Here is a 17,120-nt window from a genome sequence, read left to right on the forward strand (position 1 = left end):
CGCGGCCGCAGGGAGTGCGTCAGGCGCGCAGAGCCGCAGTCAGCGTCTTCACCAGCCGGATCAGACCGCCGTCGGCGCGGAATCGCGTGAGCCCTTCGCTGACCGTCGCCCCCGTGCGCGCGGAGACGAACCACGGCGGCTTCGGGAGGATGCTGAGGCGTCCGCCGCCATTCGCCACCGGGAGCGACCGGGGGAAGGGACGGAACGGTCCGCGGATCACCGAGCGCTCGACGCGGTCGAGCAGGAGCGCGTTGTGGACCACCCCGATGCCGCTGCCGACGTCGGCGATCGTGCTGCCGGGGAATGCTCCCCAGGTCATCGTCGGGGTGATGAAGCCGAAGGCGGTCCAGCCGTTGATCGCGATAGACCCGTAGCGCAGGGCGGCGATGGCACGGTCGAATCCGGCGCCGAGGGCCTTCTCGGTCGACGGCTCGATGAGCAGGTTCGCCCCGAGGGTCCCCTGCAGCCGGTCATTCGCATAGGCCACCGCCGAGTCGAGGAACTCCTGACCGGTTCCGGCGAGCGAGACGACGCCCAGCACCGGGGCGAAGTACTCGGTGCTCTGCAGCGCCGTGGCGTCGTCGCCGTCGGAGACCTCGACCAGCACTCTGTCGCCGAGCACGAGGGCATCGGGGTACGCGTCGGTCGCGAGGTGCATCCGCGAGGGGGAGCCCGGGTACCAGATCGGTCGTTCCGGAGCGTTCGCATAGGCGCGGCGGAGGGCCGCCCGGAAGTCATCGGCCTGCGCCCAGTCGGAGGACATGATGACGACCTGTCCGGCGATGCAGTTGTGGCCGCTGTTCTGCAGGCGCATGGTGGCGACGTGCTCGGCCTGGTACGTGAGATCGGCGTCGGTCCACTCGCCCGGCACGATGATGATGGGCGATACTCCGCCGAGCTCGGCGGTGATGGGCTTCTTCAGCAGCGGGCGGTCCTCACGGCGTCGCCGGGTGGCGGCAGCTCCGGTACCCCACACGATCGTGTCGAAGGTCGCGGCCGATCCGGTGATGTGCACGTGCGCGAGGCCGGAATGCCCGGTGAGGTAGGTGCCGACCTCGGGCCCGCCACGGGTGATGCGCAGCAGTCCTGGGCCGATGAGCGGTGCGAGCGCCCGCTTGTAGACGGGCACCAGCGCATCCTGGGTCGGATTGACCTTGAGCAGCGCCGTGCGATTGTGCGCGAGCAGTTCGTAGAGCACGTCGAGCACGGGGATCGAGGTGACGTTGCCGGCGCCGAGCACGAGCCCCACGCCCCCCGATTCCGAGGGCGTGCGCTGGGCCAGTCCGGCCGCGGCGCGTGCGCCGTTCGGGGTCACCCCGGGTTCGAGCCAGACCTCGCCCGTGTAGCCCGAGAGCAGGAACCGATCGAGGCCCGTGAGAGGGAAGGCATGCACGCGGGTGCGTCCACCCGGGGCGCGGTCGATCGTGATCCCGTCGAGCGGATTGGTGCCGTGCGCGAGGCGCGCGAGGGTCTCGATGTAGGCGTCGAGGGCGCCGAGAACGCTGTAGGGACCGCTGAGCCATTCCTCGCCACGCAGCGGATGCCGGGCGTCGAGGCCCTTCGAGGCGGCTGCGGTGTGCGCCCAGTCCTCAGCAGCGGCGGCGACGCTCGAGCGGACGGCCCGCAGGAGCGTGACCCGCTGAGCCAGCGTCAGCGCTGCCCAGGTTCGGGTGCCGGCGTGCAGGTCCTCGATCGCGGTGTCGAGGCGAGTGCGTTCGGCCTCGCCCAGCTCGGGTCTCGCCGTCGAAGCGGCGGGCGTTGTCGCAGAAGTCATCGGCGTCTCCTTCGGACGGGATCCCAGCTTATGTCGCGTACTCCGGTCGGGTGTCGATGTCGGCGCGACGCAGACGGTAGCGGCGGAGCGTCAGCAGGCTCGCTGCCATCAGGAACGAGGGGAGGATGCTGAACGCGAGCACGATGCCCGTGATCGCGGCATCCGGTTGTGAGGCTGTGGCACCTGCGACGCTCGACACGTAGCCCGTCGCGGCGAGGGTGAGGGACACAGCGCTCGCTCCGAGCGCGAACCCGATGGTCTCTCCCGCCGTCCACACTCCCGTGAAGGTGCCCGCCTGCCCGCGCCCGCTGTGCCGCTCATCGTGCGAGATCACGTCGGGGAGCATCGCCATGGGCAGCGACTGCAGTCCGGCGTAGGCGATGCCCGCCACCGCGATCGAGCCGTACATCCATGCTCCCGGCGTCCAGACCGCGACGACGAGCGATGCGGCGGCGATCAGGAAGACCCCGCTCGCGATCGCGAACGCCCGCTCCTTGCCCAGGCGTCGCGCCACGATCGTCCACCCCGGCGTCGCCACCAGGGCGGGACCGACGAGTGCCAGGAAGACCAGCGTGACGGCGTCCTCCGAGCGCAGCACCCAGGTGGCCACGTACTGCGCGCCGGCGAGCATCGTGCCGGTGGCGAGCGCCTGCAGCAGGAACGTGCCGAGCAGTGCGCGGAAGGGCTGGCTGCGACGCAACGTGTGCAGGCCCGCAGCGTACTGCTCACGCAGGCCCACGGGGACGAGGGCCTTCGGTCGGTCAGCCGCGGCCATGCTCCGCGCGGCCGCATCGGCTGTCCGCGATGCGATGAGCATGCCGACGCCGATGAGCACGCCGGTGACGACGCCCATCAGCAGGTATCCCGTGACGGGGTCGGCGGTCGCGCGTCTCAACTCGGGTCCGCCGGCGCCGAAGAGCAGGATGGATGCGGTGAGCACGACCACGCGCCACCCGAGCAGGCGGGTGCGCTCGTCGTACCCTGACGTCAGCTCGGCGGGCAGCGCGACGTAGGGCACCTGGAACAGGCTGAATGACGTCGCGGTGGCGAGGAACGCGAGCAGCACGCACACCGCGCCGGCGAGGGGCCCCCACGCCGGCGGCACCGCGAAGGTCAACGCGAAGAACACGGGGAGTGTCAGAGCGCCGACGACCATGAGTCCGCGACGCGAACCGGTCTTCGCGTACTGGCGGTCCGAGGCCGCGCCGATCAGGGGGTCGATGATGACGTCCCAGATCTTCGCCGCGGTCACGATGAGACCGGCCGCGAGTGCGGCGACGCCGAGATTGTCGGTCAGGAAGTACGTCAGCACGAGCCCGGGCAGCGTGGCATAGCCGCCTGTGCCGAGCGAGCCGATCGCGTACAGGGCGACCGTGCGAACGGGCAGGCGGACGGACGCCCGTTCGGGCCGAGCCGCGGTGCTCATCGCGCCAGTGTATCGGTGCGCGACGAGGCCGCTTCAGGTCAGATCAGGGAGAGTTCGCGGAGCTTCGACTCGACGTCCGCGTTCGACGGCTCGACGTGGTGCGAGGAGTCGGGGTAGACCACGACGGGGATGTTCGTGCGACCGGAGATCTCCTTCGCGACGTCGGCCGCGGAGGGGTCGGCGACGAGGTCGACATAGGTGTACTCCACGCCGAGGGAGTCGAGCTGCTTCTTGGTGCGGATGCAGTCGCGGCACCAATCGGCACCGAACATCGTGATGGCGGAGTCTGCAGGAGAAGTCATGTATCCAGCGTAGAGCCGCTCGGCTGGGCAGGCGCCGAGACGGCGGATGCGGCGATGCGACTGATCCGCCATTGATAGATAAGGGTACCCTTACCTATACTCGGGCGTATGAACAGCGCATGCGAGCACCTCGAGGATCCGGACTGGGAGAACATCGAGGGAGTCGTGCTGATCGCGGGTGATTCGACCGATGCCGGGGCCATCGCTGCCATCGCCGCTCGCATGCCGTGGGATGCCGAGGGGGTCATCCTCATCGAGGCGGCCGCTCGCATCCAGTTCCGCCACATCGACGTGCCCGAGGGAGTGTCCGTGCGGTGGCTGCTGCGCGGTGACGGTGCCCGTCAGCATGCGAAAGGCGAGCGCCTCGCGAACGCGGTGCACTCCTGGTGCGTCGAGTGGACGTGCGCGGAGCCGGCGCTGCAATGGACGGTCTGGCTCGGTGCGCACACGCCGCCGCACGTCGCACGGATGGCGCGCAGCCTGCTCGGCGTCGCGAACTGACTGACGGCAGGGTCCGGCCCGGGCCCGCCCCGCCGTCAGTCAGGGGCAGTCAGCGCGTCGCGAGCGCAGGAGCGCCGCCGACGGTCGCGCCTGCGCTGATCGCATCGAGCGCACGACGCAGCGACGAGCTCGACGTGTGCGCGGTGTACGGGAAGTACACGACCTCGACGCCGACCTCCCCGAACTCCCTCTCGAGCCGCAGGCCCTTCTCGGTGCCCCGCCAGTCGTCGCCCTTGAAGAAGTGCGTGAACTGCACGTCTCGCCACGAATCCATCTTCGACGGCGTGGTCTCGACGTACACATCATCGACGAACGAGATGTGACGGACGATCTCCGCCCGCTCAACGGTCGGGATGACGGGCTCGATGCCCTTCACCTGCCGCAGCATCTCATCGCTGACGACACCGGCGACGAGAATGTCGCAGTGCTGCTTGGCGTGACGAAGAAGGTTGAGATGCCCGACGTGAAACAGGTCGAAAGCACCCACGGCATAGCCGATGCGCGTCCCCATGATCTCCCCAGATCAGTATTTCCCCAGAGGCGGATCCCCATCCGCCCAGCGACTCCCACAGCCGCATCCCGTCACTCTAGCAGGTCGCGGTTTCCCGACGCATAGGAACACATGGAACTATGGAGTCCGCAGTGATGCCGGCACAGGCGAAGGGGGCGGACAGTGGGGACAGCGGTCACCGTCATCGTGCCGACCTTCAACGAACGCGACAACGTCGCTGAACTGGTGGCCCGCACCGCGCTCGCGCTCGCCGCGTACGACGCCGAGATCCTGTTCGTCGACGACAGCACAGACAGCACGGCCGCCGAGGTCGAGCGGGTGGCAGCCGATGCTCCGCTGCCCGTGCGCGTGATCCACCGGGCCGACAACACCGGTGGGCTCGGGGGAGCGGTCGTCGTCGGGCTGGAGGCCGCACAGCACGATCTCTGCATCGTCATGGACGGCGACCTGCAGCATCCGCCCGAGCTGCTTCCCGTTCTCCTGGGAAGGCACGGCGAAGGCGGTGCCGATCTCGTCGCCGCCTCGAGATACATCGGCGGCGGCGACACGAGCGGCTTGGGAACGGCGGTCCGCTTCGGTGTCTCCAGGGCGGCCACCTGGCTGACACGGGCGATGTTCCCGATCCGTCTCGCCCGCAGCACCGATCCGATGACCGGGTTCTTCCTCGTCGACCGGTCGCGTCTGGACCTGGCCGCCCTCAAGCCGCAGGGATTCAAGATCCTCCTCGAGATCCTCGCTCGCACGGACCTCCGCATCGCCGAGGTGCCGATGGAGTTCGGCGAGCGTCGTCACGGGACCTCCAAGGCGAGCCTGCGTCAGGGGGCGACATTCGTCGCGCACCTGGCCAGACTCCGATTCGGCAAGATGTCGCTCTTCGCGATCATCGGAGTGATCGGCGCGGCCGCGAACCTGGGGATCATGTGGCTGCTCACCGCCTCAGGTGTTCCTTATATATGGGCCGCGATCATCGGCGCCGAGGTCACGATCATCGGCAACTTCCTCCTGCAGGAGCGGTTCGTCTTCGCAGACATGCGCACGGACGCGCGGGGACTGGGCGGCCGATTCGCCGCGTCGTTCACCTTCAACAACGTCGAAGCCGCACTGCGGATCCCCGTGATGGCGCTCATGGTCGAGACCTGGCATATCTCCAGCGTGCTCGCGACGGGGCTCTCGCTCATCGTCGCCTTCTTCGCGCGATTCCTCTTCCACTCCCTCGTGGTCTACGCGCCGCAGCGGCGGGCGAAGGAGGCGTCGCAAGACGGGGAGCCGAAGCCGGACACGGCGACGCTGCGCATCATACGGGCGATCGATGCCGAGGCGATGAAGCCCGGCGAGCTCTGAGCCGAAGAGCGTATCAGGGGGGACCCGGATGCGGAATATATCGCCCTGAAGACATGGGTCTACTGGAATATTCCAGATTCTCGGGTGACATACAGGTTCGACCCACCTAATATGGCCTGCGATAGCCGCCAAACTCTGTGCCTCGGCGCAGCCCCTCCCCGAAACGGCTGGACACCTATGAATAATATTTCTTACCCTGCCCTCGTCCGCTCAACCCGATCCTCCACCTCGACCCCTCGAAGCGCCCGACTTCTGGTCGCTCTCCTGCTCTCGACGATCCTCGTCGCCGCAGGGCTGATCTTCGCTCCACCCGCAAGCGCCGCGACCTCGGTCACGATCAAGCCGGGTTCGCTGTCCACCGTCGCGGTCGGAAGCACCGCGATCCGTGATGCGAAGGTCACAGCATCGACCACCCTCGCTTCGCTGCCCGGTTCCGGGAGCGGCGTCTACACATCTGTGCAGGCCCGATCCGGAAAGACCGGTGCGTACGTCGCTCAGGCCCGCAGCTACCCGAACGGGACCGTCTCGGTCTCGATCAAGCGCATCAACGGGACCGGACGCTCGCTGACCCAGTCGACGATCTCGTCGTACATCACTCTGCCCGAGAAGATCAAGGCGGGCCAGAAGCTCACCCTGACGCTCGAAGCCAAGGGCACCTCCACGGTGACCCTCAAGGCAACCGCCAAGATCGGCACTTCTGCCGCCCGCGAAGTGTCTGCGAAGGACACGTCGGGCTCGCGCATCTCGGCTGAGGGCAAGGGGGCGGTGACCTTTTACACCTCGAAGGGATCGCCGTCGCTCAAGGCCGCGGTGAACTCGTCGTCCTACGCGGCAGCGCAGCTGCCGGCTCCGGCCCCGAAGCCGACTGCCACGACCAAGCCGACCGCTCCGGCACCGGCTCCGGCTCCGGCACCGGCTCCGGCGCCCGCTCCGGCACCTGCGCCGGCTCCCGCACCTGCGCCGGCTCCCGCACCGCCCGCCAACCCGACGGTGCCCGAATCCGGTCACCCGACGGCAGCCACCACCGGCGTACCCGCTGGCGTGACGCTGAAGGTGCACGAGGGCGACCTCGTGATCACGAAGGCCAACACCGTCGTCGACGGGCTGGAGGTCAGAGGGATCATCGAGATCAAGGCGCCCGGCGTCGTGATCAAGAACTCCCGCATCGTCGGCGGTTCGACGGCGCGCAGCATCGGACTCGTCACCAACGTCAACTCGGGTCAGCCGTTCACCATCCAGGACTCCGAGGTCTACGCGGCATCGGAAGACCCGGCATGGAACGGCCTGGTGGGTTCCAACTTCACTGCGCTGCGGATGGACATCCACCGCGTGGTCGATCCCGTCCGCGTCCTCGGAGACAACGTCGTCGTGCGCGACTCCTGGCTGCACGACAACTCCCACTGGGAGAAGGACCCGCTGCGCGGTGGCACGCCGTCGCATGACGACTCGGTGCAGATCGAAGGCGGCGCATCGATCCTCCTCGAGGGCAACCGGATGGAGGGCGCGACGAACGCTGCGGTGCAGATCACCCAGAACTCGTCGATCGCGAAGCTCGGCTCCATCACCATCCGCGACAACTACCTGCAGGACGGTGGTTGCACCATCAACGTCGGAGCATCTGCGGCGAACAACCGACCGATCGTCACGAGCAACGTCTTCGGACCCGAGCGCATCTTCGCCGGGTGCGGGATCGTGGCACCCGTGTCGAGCGCACCGGTGCTCAGCGGCAACATCTGGGAGGTGGGCGCTGTGCCCCTCACCCGCTACACGATCGGCTGATCACTCCCGCCACAACAGAGAAGCCGGGCGGTGCGACATCCTGTCGCACCGCCCGGCTTCATGCATGACCGAGGTCAGAGGCGCTCGATGCCCTCGCCGCGCAGGCGGTTGCGCGTGTCGAAGACGGGTACACCGCTCGCTTCGAGCACCTCGTAGTCGACGTCGTCGTGATCCGTGATGAGCACGATGACGTCGTACGCGTGGAAATCGACCTCCGCGGCGGGGATCCTTTCGACGGTGCGAGGCCAATGGTGCTCTTCGACGTGCGAGTCCACCGCATGCACGACCGCCGATTGATCCTGCAGCAGCTCGATGAGCGGAAGCGCCGGCGACTCGCGGATGTCACCGGTGTTCTTCTTGTAGGCGAGCCCGAGGAGCAGAACGCGCGCGCCGTTGAGTGCGCTGCCCTCCTCGTTGAGGCGTCGGCTGACCCGCTGCAGAACGTATTCGGGCATGTGGTCATTGACGTCATTGGCGAGCTCGACGAACCGGAAGCTCTTGCCGAGCTTGCGACGCACCTGCCACGACAGGTAGCTCGGGTCGACCGGGAGGCAGTGCCCGCCGACGCCGGGACCCGGCGTGAACTTCATGAAGCCGAACGGCTTGGTGGCGGCCGCGTCGATCGACTCCCACACGTTCACACCGAGGGCGTGAGCGAAGACCGCGAGCTCGTTCACGAGAGCGATGTTCACGTGACGGAAGGTGTTCTCGAGGAGCTTCGCCATCTCGGCTTCCTTCGGGGAGCTCACCGGCACGATCGTGTCGACGATCGCCGAATAGAACTCCGACACCTTCGCGAGCGATTCGGGATCGATGCCCGAGACGATCTTCGGCGTCTCCTGCAGGCCCCAGGTCGGGTTGCCCGGGTCGATCCGCTCTGGGCTGTAGCCGGCGAAGAAGTCCGTGCCGGCGGTCAGGCCGGATCCCTCTTCGAGCAGCGGGATCAGCAGCTCCTGCGTCGTACCCGGATACGTCGTCGACTCGAGAACCACGAGCGCTCCCCGTGTGAGCTGCGGCGCGAGGGACACCGCGGCGCTCTCGATGAACGAGAGGTCCGGAAGTGTCTCGCGAAGCGGCGTCGGCACGGTGATCACGGCGACGTCGAAGCCGGCTGCATCCGCGTAGTCGGACGACACGCGGTAGCGGCCGGAGTCGAGCGCGGCACGCAGCTCGTCGTCCGAGATGTCATCGACATGCGAGCTGCCGGCGCCGAGGCTGTCGATACGGCGTGGATCGAGGTCGAGACCCACGACTTCATGGCCGATGGCGACCGACCGCATCGCGACCGGCAGACCGACATACCCCTGTCCGATGACGACGACCTTCTGTGCCTCTCGGCGGTTCTCCTCAGTCATCTTTCTTCCCCTTCATCGTTTGAACCAGATTCCCTTCACCGGCGAGCCGGAGGTCAGCGCCTGCGCGAGACTGCGCGCGTGGAGTCCTCGCTCGCGATACGCCGCCAGGATGCGGGTCGCGAGAGCGCTCCGATCCACGGTCGGCGGTGAATCGCTGCGACCGCCGTCGGCGAAGCCCGCGTACGAATCGTGCGACAGCAGGATCGCGCCGGCTTCGGCACCGCGAAGCGCGCGGGCGACCCGCTGCTCCGTCGTCGCCTCGCGAGAGTCCCATGCCGTCGGGCCCCAGAGCACGGGTTCGAGACCCGTCGCCTTGATCGCCCGGAAGCTGCTGAGAGACTGCAGTCCGTAGGGCGGGCGGTACCACCGCACCGCAGTGCCGGAGATGTCCTCGAGCTCGGCCTTCGCCGCAGCCGTCCGGTCGCGGACCTCGCGGTAGCCGAGGCGTGAGATCGGCCTATGGTCGGGTCCGTGCAGCGCGACCTCGTGGCCAGCGGCGAGGATGTCCGAGATCAGCGTCCGATGCTCACGGGCCCGCGTCATCAGCACGAAGAAGGTCGCGGACGCGGACTCGTCGCGGAGCACCTCGAGAACGCGTTCGGTCTCGACGGGATCCGGTCCGTCGTCGTAGGTGAGCACGAACTCTGGGCGACTCGTGCGCACACGCACGATCGACCCGAGGGGGCCGCCATGGCTGCGCAGCCATCGCCGTGCCGGTGCCGGGACGAACCGGCTCATGCCGAGGCGCCCGGCCGAGAGTATGCGGAGTATGTCTGTCCGATGCTCGCCGAGATCATTCCCGCTCCTCGGTACGCGAGGCGCAGCCCCTTGGCATCGTGGCGGATCGAGCGAGTCAGGCGCCCGAAGAGATGGCGCGCGTATCCTGCGACGACGCGGGCGGCGCCACCGGCGAGTCCCTTCGCGCGGATGAGCAGGCGACGTGCGGTTCGCGACTCCAATCGCAGCTGCACGAGGATCGAGACGTTTCCGTGGCTGAACGACCGCTTCAGCGCCCACGGCCGGGTCTGACGTTCGGGCTCCACCGTGTCCTCGGCGACGGATTCGTTGCACCACACGAGGCGCGCGCCCGTCTTCTTCAGGCCCATGCTGAAGAGAGTGTCGGAGCCGCCGCCGAGCCCGATCCGCTGATCGAAGCGCACACCGCTGGCACGCACCTGATTCAGGTCCAGCAGCAGGTTCCCTGTCGCTGCAACACCTATCTCGGTACCTGTCGGGCGTTGCGGACGACGGAAGAGGCCGCTCTCGAGAACCCACGGATCGGCGTCCGGGTCGAAAAGCGACACGACGCGGCCCATGACGGCGGCCGGCTGATCGGAGTTCGACCAGGTGAGCAGAAGCGACGAGATCCACCCCTCGAGCGGAACCTCGTCGTCGTCGATGAACGAGAGGAGGTCGACATCCACCGACTCATCCAGGGCGCGGTTGCGAACCGCGGGGATGCCGGGTGTCGCCTCCGCGACGTAGCGAGTGGCCACGCCGGCGTACTCGTTCTGGACGACCGAGCGAGCGGACTCGGCAGGGTCGTTGTCGATGACGAGGATCGAGACGGACCTCGCGTGTCTGGCGTCGATGAGCGGCGCCAGCTGCTCTCCCACCAGCTGCAGAGTCTGGACCAGACGCTCGGGGCGCTTGAAAGTCGGAATGGCGACGACGAGTGATACCTCGTCGCTCTTCCGCGATTGCGCCGTGCGGTCGTGTGCTGCCTGCATGTGGTTCCCCCTCGGAGCCGACGTGCGTGAATCAGATGTGTACGGTGAACCGGACTGACGGTGTTCGTCGATCGACGGCACGCAGAATCACGTGACCGCAGGGCGCGTGTGTCGCTGCTCCCGCGGGTGCGCCAGAAATCACTGACATCCCCAGATCCCCAAAATCCCCAAAGTCCTTCCAGCCACGCCGTCCCCACGGTCATGACTGTGGATCAGCTTACACATTTCCTCCGCCGTCGCCACCCATCGAAGTCTGTCGGGTGCGGATGACCTTCGCCGGGCTGCCTGCGGCGATGCTGTAGTCGGGGATGTCCCGGGTGACGACGCTGCCACTGCCGATCACGACTCCGCGTCCGATCGTCACGCCCGAGGTGATCGTCACACCGCTGCCGATCCAGCAGTCGTCGCCGATCGTCACGGCGCCTCTCTGAACCCCCTGCGACTTGATGGTCGCGCTCGGATCCGAGAACACGTGGTTCTCGGAGAACACGCGAACACCCGGGCCCAGCATCACGTCATCGCCGATCACGATGCTGCCGGAGCAGCCGATGAAGCATCCTGTCGCGAAGCTCGAGCGGTCGCCGACGCGGAGTCCCTCCCCGACTTCGCCGCCATAGTACGACGAGGGGCGGATCGCCGTACCGGCTCCGATCGACACCCCGGATCCGAAGACGATCCCGTTCTTGGAGAGTCCCTGCAGTTCGACTCCGTCCTCGACGACGAGCCGTCCGGCGTAGCGGATGAACGACGGGTTGGTGATCCGCACCCGACGTCCGAGAAAGAGCGGGCCGCCCGCGGTTCCGAAGAACGGCCGACGGACGAGGCCTCGGGCGATCATTCCCGCCGCCCGGCGGTACGCGCTCCATTTCGCTGCGCGTGACTGGCGCGCGGAGAGCCCGGAGAACTCAGGCATGTCCTGCCCCGCTCGGGCCGAGGGAACGGTGCCAGCGAACGACCGAGGCGATCAGGATCAGGGCGTTCACGACCAGCAGCGCCGTGTACAGCGTGATGAACAGCCAGGGGACCCAGAGCGTCGCGAACACCAGGATCAGCAGTCCGTAGTCGGCGGGCAGCACGAGCAGGGCGTACAGCGGCGAGTTCCGGAATGCGGCCTTCGACGTCGTACCCGTCGCACCGACGCGGCGGATCAGCTCGGTGAGGATCACCCCGAAGAAGAACACGGAGGCCACGACCTGGAAGCCGAGAGGGATCAGGAGCATCGGCGGCTGAAGATCGTAGAAGCGCCACCAGCAGATCAGGACGGCTATGTGGATCGTCGCCATCTTCGTGGCGTCGACCATGTGATCGAGCCATTCGCCGCGGGGCGAACCGCCGCCCCGAAGTCGTGCGAGCTGGCCGTCGGCCGAGTCGAGGGCGTACCCCAGGACGAGGAAGAGCACGATGAGCAACGAGGTGAGCAGCGTCGGCGGTGCCAGCGCGATGAGCGCGATCCCGGCGAAGGTGAACAGGGCGCTGACAGCGGTCACCTGGTCGGGAGTGCGTCCCCATGCGAACGCGACGGCGGCGAAGACGCGGCCGATCGGACGGTTCACGAACCGCGAATATGCGGGCGCTCCCGAGTTGGACTTCTGGGCGGCCCGCAGCGAGGCGAGCGCTTCTCGGACGCCTGGCGTCTGCTGGGACATGAATCCTCCGGTCGTTGCTGATCGGGATGGCGGACTCGCCGGTGCGGCCGCGCAGAGCGTCGGTCGGCTCGACCTCCCCAAGGCCGACCCGCGCCGGTGACGCGCGGTTGCACTGACTTTAGCCGACGCATCGACCGTTCGCGGTGCAAGCGGTAAAGTTTGCCGAACGCCGAGATCGCACAGACGTCGAGGCGCAGGGGAGAGGGACCCATGACTCGAACGCGCAAGACGATTCTCATCGCAGTGGGGGCGGTCCTGGTCGTCGTCGTGGCCGGGATCATCTGGTTCCTGACCGCCCAGGGCGCGCAGCAGAATGCCGAGCCGTCGCCGACGGCGCCCGCGTCGGTGCCGCCGACGCCCAGCGTGTTCCCCACGCCCACGCCCGGTTCCACCGATGTCGAGCCGTCGGAATCAGAGCCTGTCGAGGTCGACATCGACGAGACCGCCACTGTGGTCGAGGGAGTGACCGTCGAGGTCGTCTCGATGACGGCGTTCGAGTCCTCGAGCGAGCAGCCCGGCGATCTCGCCGGTCCCGCGCTGAAGGTCGTGGTCCGCGTCACCAACTCCACCGACGCCGCGCTCGATCTCGGGGGAGCGACGGTGAACCTGGCGTCAGGGCCCGATCAGAACCCCGCTCCGCCGCTCGGCGACACTGTGGCGAGTGGCCTTCCGGCGACGCTCGCGGCCGGTGAGAGCGCGGACGGCGAGTACTCGTTCTCGATTCCGGTTGACGCGCGGAGCGATGTAGGGGTTACAGTGGACCTGCTAACTGGCGAGCCTTATGCCGCGTTCAGGGGTGCGGCACCCGCCAGCTAGCGATAACTGGGGTTATCTGGGGATCTCGTCCTTCACCGGACGTGTCAATTCATTGGGGAATGAATTATGGCTGTACAACTGGGGATTTTCGCGCGCTCGCGCGCCGTGGGTCGGGCGGTTCTCGTCATGGCGACCGCGGGGGCGGTGGTCGTGGCAGGGCTCGTACTCGCGCCGTCTGCGGCATCCGCCGACACCGCGCCGGTCGACACGAGCACGCCGAAGACGGTGACGACCGACGCGCTGCCGACCGTGCAGATCAACGGGGCGGCGTGGGATCAGGTGATCGTCGGCGATACCGTGTTCGCCGGCGGCACGTTCACGACGGCGCGTCCGGCGGGGGCAGCCGCGGGCACCGAAGAGGTGACACGGAAGAACGTCCTCGCGTACGACGTGCGAACGGGAGCCCTGCTTCCCTTCGCGCCCGACGTGAACGGCCAGATCAACTCGGTCGCCGCATCTCCGGACGGCACCCGCCTGTACGTGGGGGGCGACTTCACGACGGTCGACGGGCAGCCCCGCAACAGGATCGCTGCATTCGACCTGCCCTCTGGGACCCTCGTCAGCACGTGGGCTCCGAGCGTGAACGCCTCCGTGCGAGGCATCGTCGCGACGAACGCAGCGGTGTACTTCACAGGCAACTTCGGTCGCGTCGCCAGCAACGATCGCAGTCGCGCCGCGGCAGTGACGTCGGCGGGCGACCTGCTGCCCTGGGCCCCCGTGCTCGACAACAGGGGCAACGACATCGTCATCTCGGCCGACGAGCAGAAGGTCGCGCTCGGAGGGCACTTCACGACGGTCAACGGGTCGTCCAACCCCGGATACGGCATGGCCCTGGTCGATGCGACCACGGGCGGCCTGCTTCCGTTCGCGGCCAACGGCGTCGTTCGGAACGGTGGCGAGGACAGTGCGATCTGGTCTCTGAGCACTGACGGCACGAGCCTCTACGGAACCGGATACACCTTCGGCGGAGGCGGCAACCTCGAGGGCATCTTCAAGAGCGATTGGGCGACCGGCGGTGTGACCTGGGTCGAGGATTGCCATGGCGACACCTACAGCGCGTACGCCACACCCGACGCCGTCTACGGCGTCGGGCACTCCCATTACTGCGAGAGCGTCGTCGGCGGCTTCCCGCAGAGCGACCCATGGACCCACTATCGTGCGGTCGCGTTCTCGAACTCCGTCGCGCGAACCACGCCGAACGGCCTGGCGCTCGGGTACGCGAACTGGGCGGGCAACCCCGCCCCTCGTCTCCTGCACTGGTACCCGACGTTCGACACCGGAACGGTGAGCGGCGCGACGCAGGCGGCGTGGAGCGTCACCGGCAACGCCGACTACGTCGTGATGGCGGGGGAGTTCACCCGCGTGAACAACCAGATCCAGCAGGGTCTCGTGCGCTTCGCCACGACCGAGAAGGCGCCGAACACCGACGGGCCGAGGCTGAGCGGCAGCACCTGGGTGCCCACCGCGACTGCGGTCGCCTCGGGTGCCGTGCGTGTGACCTGGCCGTTGAACTGGGATCGCGACAACGAGTTCCTCGAATACAAGGTGATCCGCGACGGGGTCAACGGGTCTCCGATCCACACGACCACTGCCCGTTCGAAGCCCGCCGACTGGGGCCTTCCCGGCATGGCCTTCGTCGACTCCGGCGTCGCCCCCGGCAGCTCCCACACCTATCGAGTGCGCGCGCAGGATGCCAAGGGCAACGTCGCCTGGAGCACCATCGTCACGGCGACTGCGGGCACCTCCGGCAATCTCAACGCCTCGTCCTACTCGCAGGCGATCCTCGCGGACCGCCCTACGCACTACTGGCCGCTCAATGACACCGGACAGGCATCCTCCGACTGGGCGGGTGCGAACAACCTCGCGGTCCGCAACGGGGTGACGCGGAGCGTCGACGGTGCGTTGGCTACCGCGACGATCCCCGCGTCTCGATTCAACGGCACCACGTCGGGGTATGCCTCGACCGAGACTGCCGAAAGAGGACCGCAGTCCTTCGCTGCTGAAGCCTGGTTCAAGACCACGACGAACGCCGGCGGGCGAATCCTCGGCTTCGGCAACCGCTCGAGCGGCACGTCGACGTCGAGCGACCGCGCCATCTACATGGACACGAGCGGTCGGCTGAACTTCGGCGTCTACCCGGCCGAGAGGCGCGTTCTCACGTCTCCGAACGCCTACAACGACGGTGCGTGGCACCATGTCGTCGGCACCATGGATCCGATCGCAGGAATGACCTTCTATGTCGACGGCGTGCGCGTCGGGCAGCGGACCGACTCGTACTCGGCCGAGATCTACAGCGGCTTCTGGCGCGTCGGAGGCGATGCCACATGGTCGGGTGCGCAGTACTTCTCCGGCACGATCGATGAGGTCGCGGTGTACGGTGCATCGCTCTCTGCCACTCAGGTGGCGCAGCACTTCACGGCCGCCGGCCGCACGGTCGGTGTGCAGAACCCGCCCGCCGACGCCTACGGCTCGACCGTCGTGAAGTCCGATCCCACCCTCTACTGGCGTCTCGCGGAGTCCACGGGAACCGTGGTTCAGGATGCGTCGGGATCCGGGCAGGGCGGCAAGTATGTGGGCGCCAACACCAAGGGCCAGGCGGGTGCGCTTCAGGGCGTCGCCAACTCGGCAGTCACGTTCAGCGGGGGCCAGGCGATCAGCCAGACAGCATTCGTGAACCCCGTGGTGTATTCGACGGAGGCCTGGTTCAAGACGACGTCGACGTCGGGCGGCAAGATCGTCGGGTTCGGCAACAGCGCGACAGGAAACTCGTCGAGTTATGACCGGCACGTCTATATGACCAGCGCAGGGCAGCTCGTCTTCGGGGCGACCAATGGGGGGCAGGTGCGCCTGACCTCGAGCGGTTCCTACAACAACGGGCAGTGGCATCACGTGGTCGCGACGCAGGGTTCTTCGGGCATGCGGCTGTATGTCGACGGTGCGCTCGTCGGAGAGAACGCGAACAAGACGTCGGGCAACTACACGGGGTACTGGCACGTCGGAGGTGACGTGTCGTGGGGCCCCGGGGGCAACACCTTCCTGGGGACCATCGATGAGGTCGCCGTCTACCCGTCGGTCATTCCCGCGGCGACGGTGAGCGACCACTACAGCCTCGGACGCGATGGCGTCACCGTGAACAAGCTGCCGTCGGCGAGCTTCGCGTCGCAGGTGTCGAAGCTCAAGGTCGATGTCGACGGGTCGGCATCCGCAGACATCGACGGGACGATCGCGTCGTACGACTGGAACTGGGGCGACGGAAGCTCGCACGGCTCCGGTGCGACCGCGACCCACACATTTGCCGAGGCCGGAACGTACTCCGTGACTCTGACGGTCACGGACGACAGGACAGGCACCGCAGAGAAGACCACCTCGATCGCGGTCGTGGCGAACGTCGCGCCGACAGCGACCTTCACCTCGGCACTGTCACCGCTGAAGGTCGACGTCAACGGATCCGGATCCACGGATTCGGACGGGTCGATCGCGACGTACGACTGGAACTGGGGTGACGACACCGCGCACGGTTCCGGCGCGACCGCGACCCACACGTATGCGGCAGCCGGGACGTATCCGGTCACGCTGACGGTGACGGACAACGATGGTGCGACGACGACCAAGACGGAATCCGTGGCGATCTCTGTCGGCGACGGGATCCTCGCGTCGGACGTCTTCGATCGCACAGCCGCGAGCGGTCTCGGCGAGGCCACGGCCGGCGGGGCGTGGTCGTTGGCGAACGCGGCATCGAACTATGCCGTGGACGGTTCGGGTGTGTTCCGGCTGACGGCCGGTGGCGCGCTGCGGACGGCGTATCTGCCCGGTGTCTCGTCGGCAGCGACCGATGTCACGGTCGATGCGACGTTCGATTCGGTGCCGGTCGGTGGCAGCGTGTGGGCGCAGGCGCTCGCTCGTCGGATCGGTGCGGACGACTACCGGGCTCGGGTCACG

The 17,120-nt window shown here is 67.7% G+C and carries 14 protein-coding genes; 5 read left to right on the top strand and 9 right to left on the bottom strand.

Annotated elements, in window-relative coordinates; translation table 11 throughout:
* Positions 1-19: 19 nt before the first annotated feature.
* From QRN21_RS10020 to QRN21_RS10030, 3 genes are read right to left on the bottom strand one after another with little or no spacing between them, the layout of a single operon-like run.
* Complete coding sequence (locus tag QRN21_RS10020; protein ID WP_285363890.1) at positions 20-1,774, bottom strand: aldehyde dehydrogenase family protein; 1,755 nt, start codon at positions 1,772-1,774, stop codon at positions 20-22.
* A 28-nt stretch (positions 1,775-1,802) separates the two neighbouring features.
* Positions 1,803-3,200, bottom strand: a complete 1,398-nt coding sequence (locus QRN21_RS10025; protein WP_285363891.1) for an MFS transporter — start codon at positions 3,198-3,200, stop codon at positions 1,803-1,805.
* Positions 3,201-3,238: 38 nt separating this feature from the next.
* The gene (locus tag QRN21_RS10030; RefSeq protein WP_053098687.1) at positions 3,239-3,502 is read right to left on the bottom strand and encodes a glutaredoxin family protein; all 264 of its coding nucleotides are present in this window, start codon (positions 3,500-3,502) and stop codon (positions 3,239-3,241) included.
* Positions 3,503-3,610: 108 nt separating this feature from the next.
* On the opposite strand from QRN21_RS10030, the gene QRN21_RS10035 reads away from it, so the two are divergent.
* Entirely contained in the window at positions 3,611-4,003 is a 393-nt protein-coding gene (locus QRN21_RS10035) for an SIP domain-containing protein (protein ID WP_056276678.1), read from the top strand.
* Between the two features lie 49 nt (positions 4,004-4,052).
* On the opposite strand, the gene QRN21_RS10040 is transcribed toward QRN21_RS10035, so the two are convergent.
* Positions 4,053-4,514: an FAD synthase family protein gene (locus QRN21_RS10040; protein ID WP_053098689.1), complete on the bottom strand. Its 462-nt coding sequence runs from the start codon at positions 4,512-4,514 to the stop codon at positions 4,053-4,055.
* Positions 4,515-4,676: 162 nt separating this feature from the next.
* On the opposite strand from QRN21_RS10040, the gene QRN21_RS10045 reads away from it, so the two are divergent.
* Both QRN21_RS10045 and QRN21_RS10050 read left to right on the top strand, forming a co-directional pair.
* Complete coding sequence (locus QRN21_RS10045; protein WP_285363892.1) at positions 4,677-5,855, top strand: glycosyltransferase; 1,179 nt, start codon at positions 4,677-4,679, stop codon at positions 5,853-5,855.
* A gap of 177 nt (positions 5,856-6,032) precedes the next feature.
* Positions 6,033-7,634, top strand: a complete 1,602-nt coding sequence (locus QRN21_RS10050) for a right-handed parallel beta-helix repeat-containing protein (protein WP_285363893.1) — start codon at positions 6,033-6,035, stop codon at positions 7,632-7,634.
* Between the two features lie 74 nt (positions 7,635-7,708).
* On the opposite strand, the gene QRN21_RS10055 is transcribed toward QRN21_RS10050, so the two are convergent.
* The 5 genes from QRN21_RS10055 to QRN21_RS10075 all read right to left on the bottom strand — a co-directional run bounded on the left by QRN21_RS10055 (position 7,709) and on the right by QRN21_RS10075 (position 12,365).
* Positions 7,709-8,989, bottom strand: a complete 1,281-nt coding sequence (locus QRN21_RS10055; protein ID WP_072590677.1) for a nucleotide sugar dehydrogenase — start codon at positions 8,987-8,989, stop codon at positions 7,709-7,711.
* 12 nt (positions 8,990-9,001) lie between these two features.
* Entirely contained in the window at positions 9,002-9,727 is a 726-nt protein-coding gene (locus tag QRN21_RS10060; protein ID WP_285363895.1) for a polysaccharide deacetylase family protein, read from the bottom strand.
* Positions 9,724-10,719 carry a glycosyltransferase family 2 protein gene (locus QRN21_RS10065; RefSeq protein ID WP_187248872.1) on the bottom strand — a complete coding sequence of 332 codons (996 nt, stop codon included), beginning with the start codon at positions 10,717-10,719 and terminating at the stop codon, positions 9,724-9,726. Before QRN21_RS10065 ends, QRN21_RS10060 begins: the two co-directional genes overlap by 4 nt.
* A 217-nt stretch (positions 10,720-10,936) precedes the next feature.
* The gene (locus QRN21_RS10070; RefSeq protein WP_083569266.1) at positions 10,937-11,632 is read right to left on the bottom strand and encodes an acyltransferase; all 696 of its coding nucleotides are present in this window, start codon (positions 11,630-11,632) and stop codon (positions 10,937-10,939) included.
* The gene (locus tag QRN21_RS10075; protein WP_072590681.1) at positions 11,625-12,365 is read right to left on the bottom strand and encodes a CDP-alcohol phosphatidyltransferase family protein; all 741 of its coding nucleotides are present in this window, start codon (positions 12,363-12,365) and stop codon (positions 11,625-11,627) included. The genes QRN21_RS10070 and QRN21_RS10075 overlap by 8 nt, the downstream gene beginning before the upstream one ends.
* 210 nt (positions 12,366-12,575) lie before the next feature.
* Between QRN21_RS10075 and QRN21_RS10080 the strand changes: the two genes are divergently transcribed.
* Complete coding sequence (locus QRN21_RS10080) at positions 12,576-13,181, top strand: hypothetical protein (RefSeq protein WP_187248869.1); 606 nt, start codon at positions 12,576-12,578, stop codon at positions 13,179-13,181.
* A 66-nt stretch (positions 13,182-13,247) separates the two neighbouring features.
* On the top strand, positions 13,248-17,120 hold a 3,873-nt coding region (locus tag QRN21_RS10085; protein ID WP_285363897.1), incomplete at its 3' end, for a LamG-like jellyroll fold domain-containing protein.

Source organism: Microbacterium sp. LMC-P-041, assembly GCF_030209555.1.
In the GTDB taxonomy this organism is placed as follows: domain Bacteria; phylum Actinomycetota; class Actinomycetes; order Actinomycetales; family Microbacteriaceae; genus Microbacterium.

Coding starts and splice junctions, on each gene's coding strand:
- QRN21_RS10060 (WP_285363895.1), bottom strand. CDS start 9,727: ATGAGCCGGTTCGTCCCGGCACCGGCACGGCGATGGCTGCGCAGCCAT.
- QRN21_RS10040 (WP_053098689.1), bottom strand. CDS start 4,514: ATGGGGACGCGCATCGGCTATGCCGTGGGTGCTTTCGACCTGTTTCAC.
- QRN21_RS10080 (WP_187248869.1), top strand. CDS start 12,576: ATGACTCGAACGCGCAAGACGATTCTCATCGCAGTGGGGGCGGTCCTG.
- QRN21_RS10025 (WP_285363891.1), bottom strand. CDS start 3,200: ATGAGCACCGCGGCTCGGCCCGAACGGGCGTCCGTCCGCCTGCCCGTT.
- QRN21_RS10030 (WP_053098687.1), bottom strand. CDS start 3,502: ATGACTTCTCCTGCAGACTCCGCCATCACGATGTTCGGTGCCGATTGG.
- QRN21_RS10070 (WP_083569266.1), bottom strand. CDS start 11,632: ATGCCTGAGTTCTCCGGGCTCTCCGCGCGCCAGTCACGCGCAGCGAAA.
- QRN21_RS10075 (WP_072590681.1), bottom strand. CDS start 12,365: ATGTCCCAGCAGACGCCAGGCGTCCGAGAAGCGCTCGCCTCGCTGCGG.
- QRN21_RS10065 (WP_187248872.1), bottom strand. CDS start 10,719: ATGCAGGCAGCACACGACCGCACGGCGCAATCGCGGAAGAGCGACGAG.
- QRN21_RS10020 (WP_285363890.1), bottom strand. CDS start 1,774: ATGACTTCTGCGACAACGCCCGCCGCTTCGACGGCGAGACCCGAGCTG.
- QRN21_RS10035 (WP_056276678.1), top strand. CDS start 3,611: ATGAACAGCGCATGCGAGCACCTCGAGGATCCGGACTGGGAGAACATC.
- QRN21_RS10055 (WP_072590677.1), bottom strand. CDS start 8,989: ATGACTGAGGAGAACCGCCGAGAGGCACAGAAGGTCGTCGTCATCGGA.
- QRN21_RS10050 (WP_285363893.1), top strand. CDS start 6,033: ATGAATAATATTTCTTACCCTGCCCTCGTCCGCTCAACCCGATCCTCC.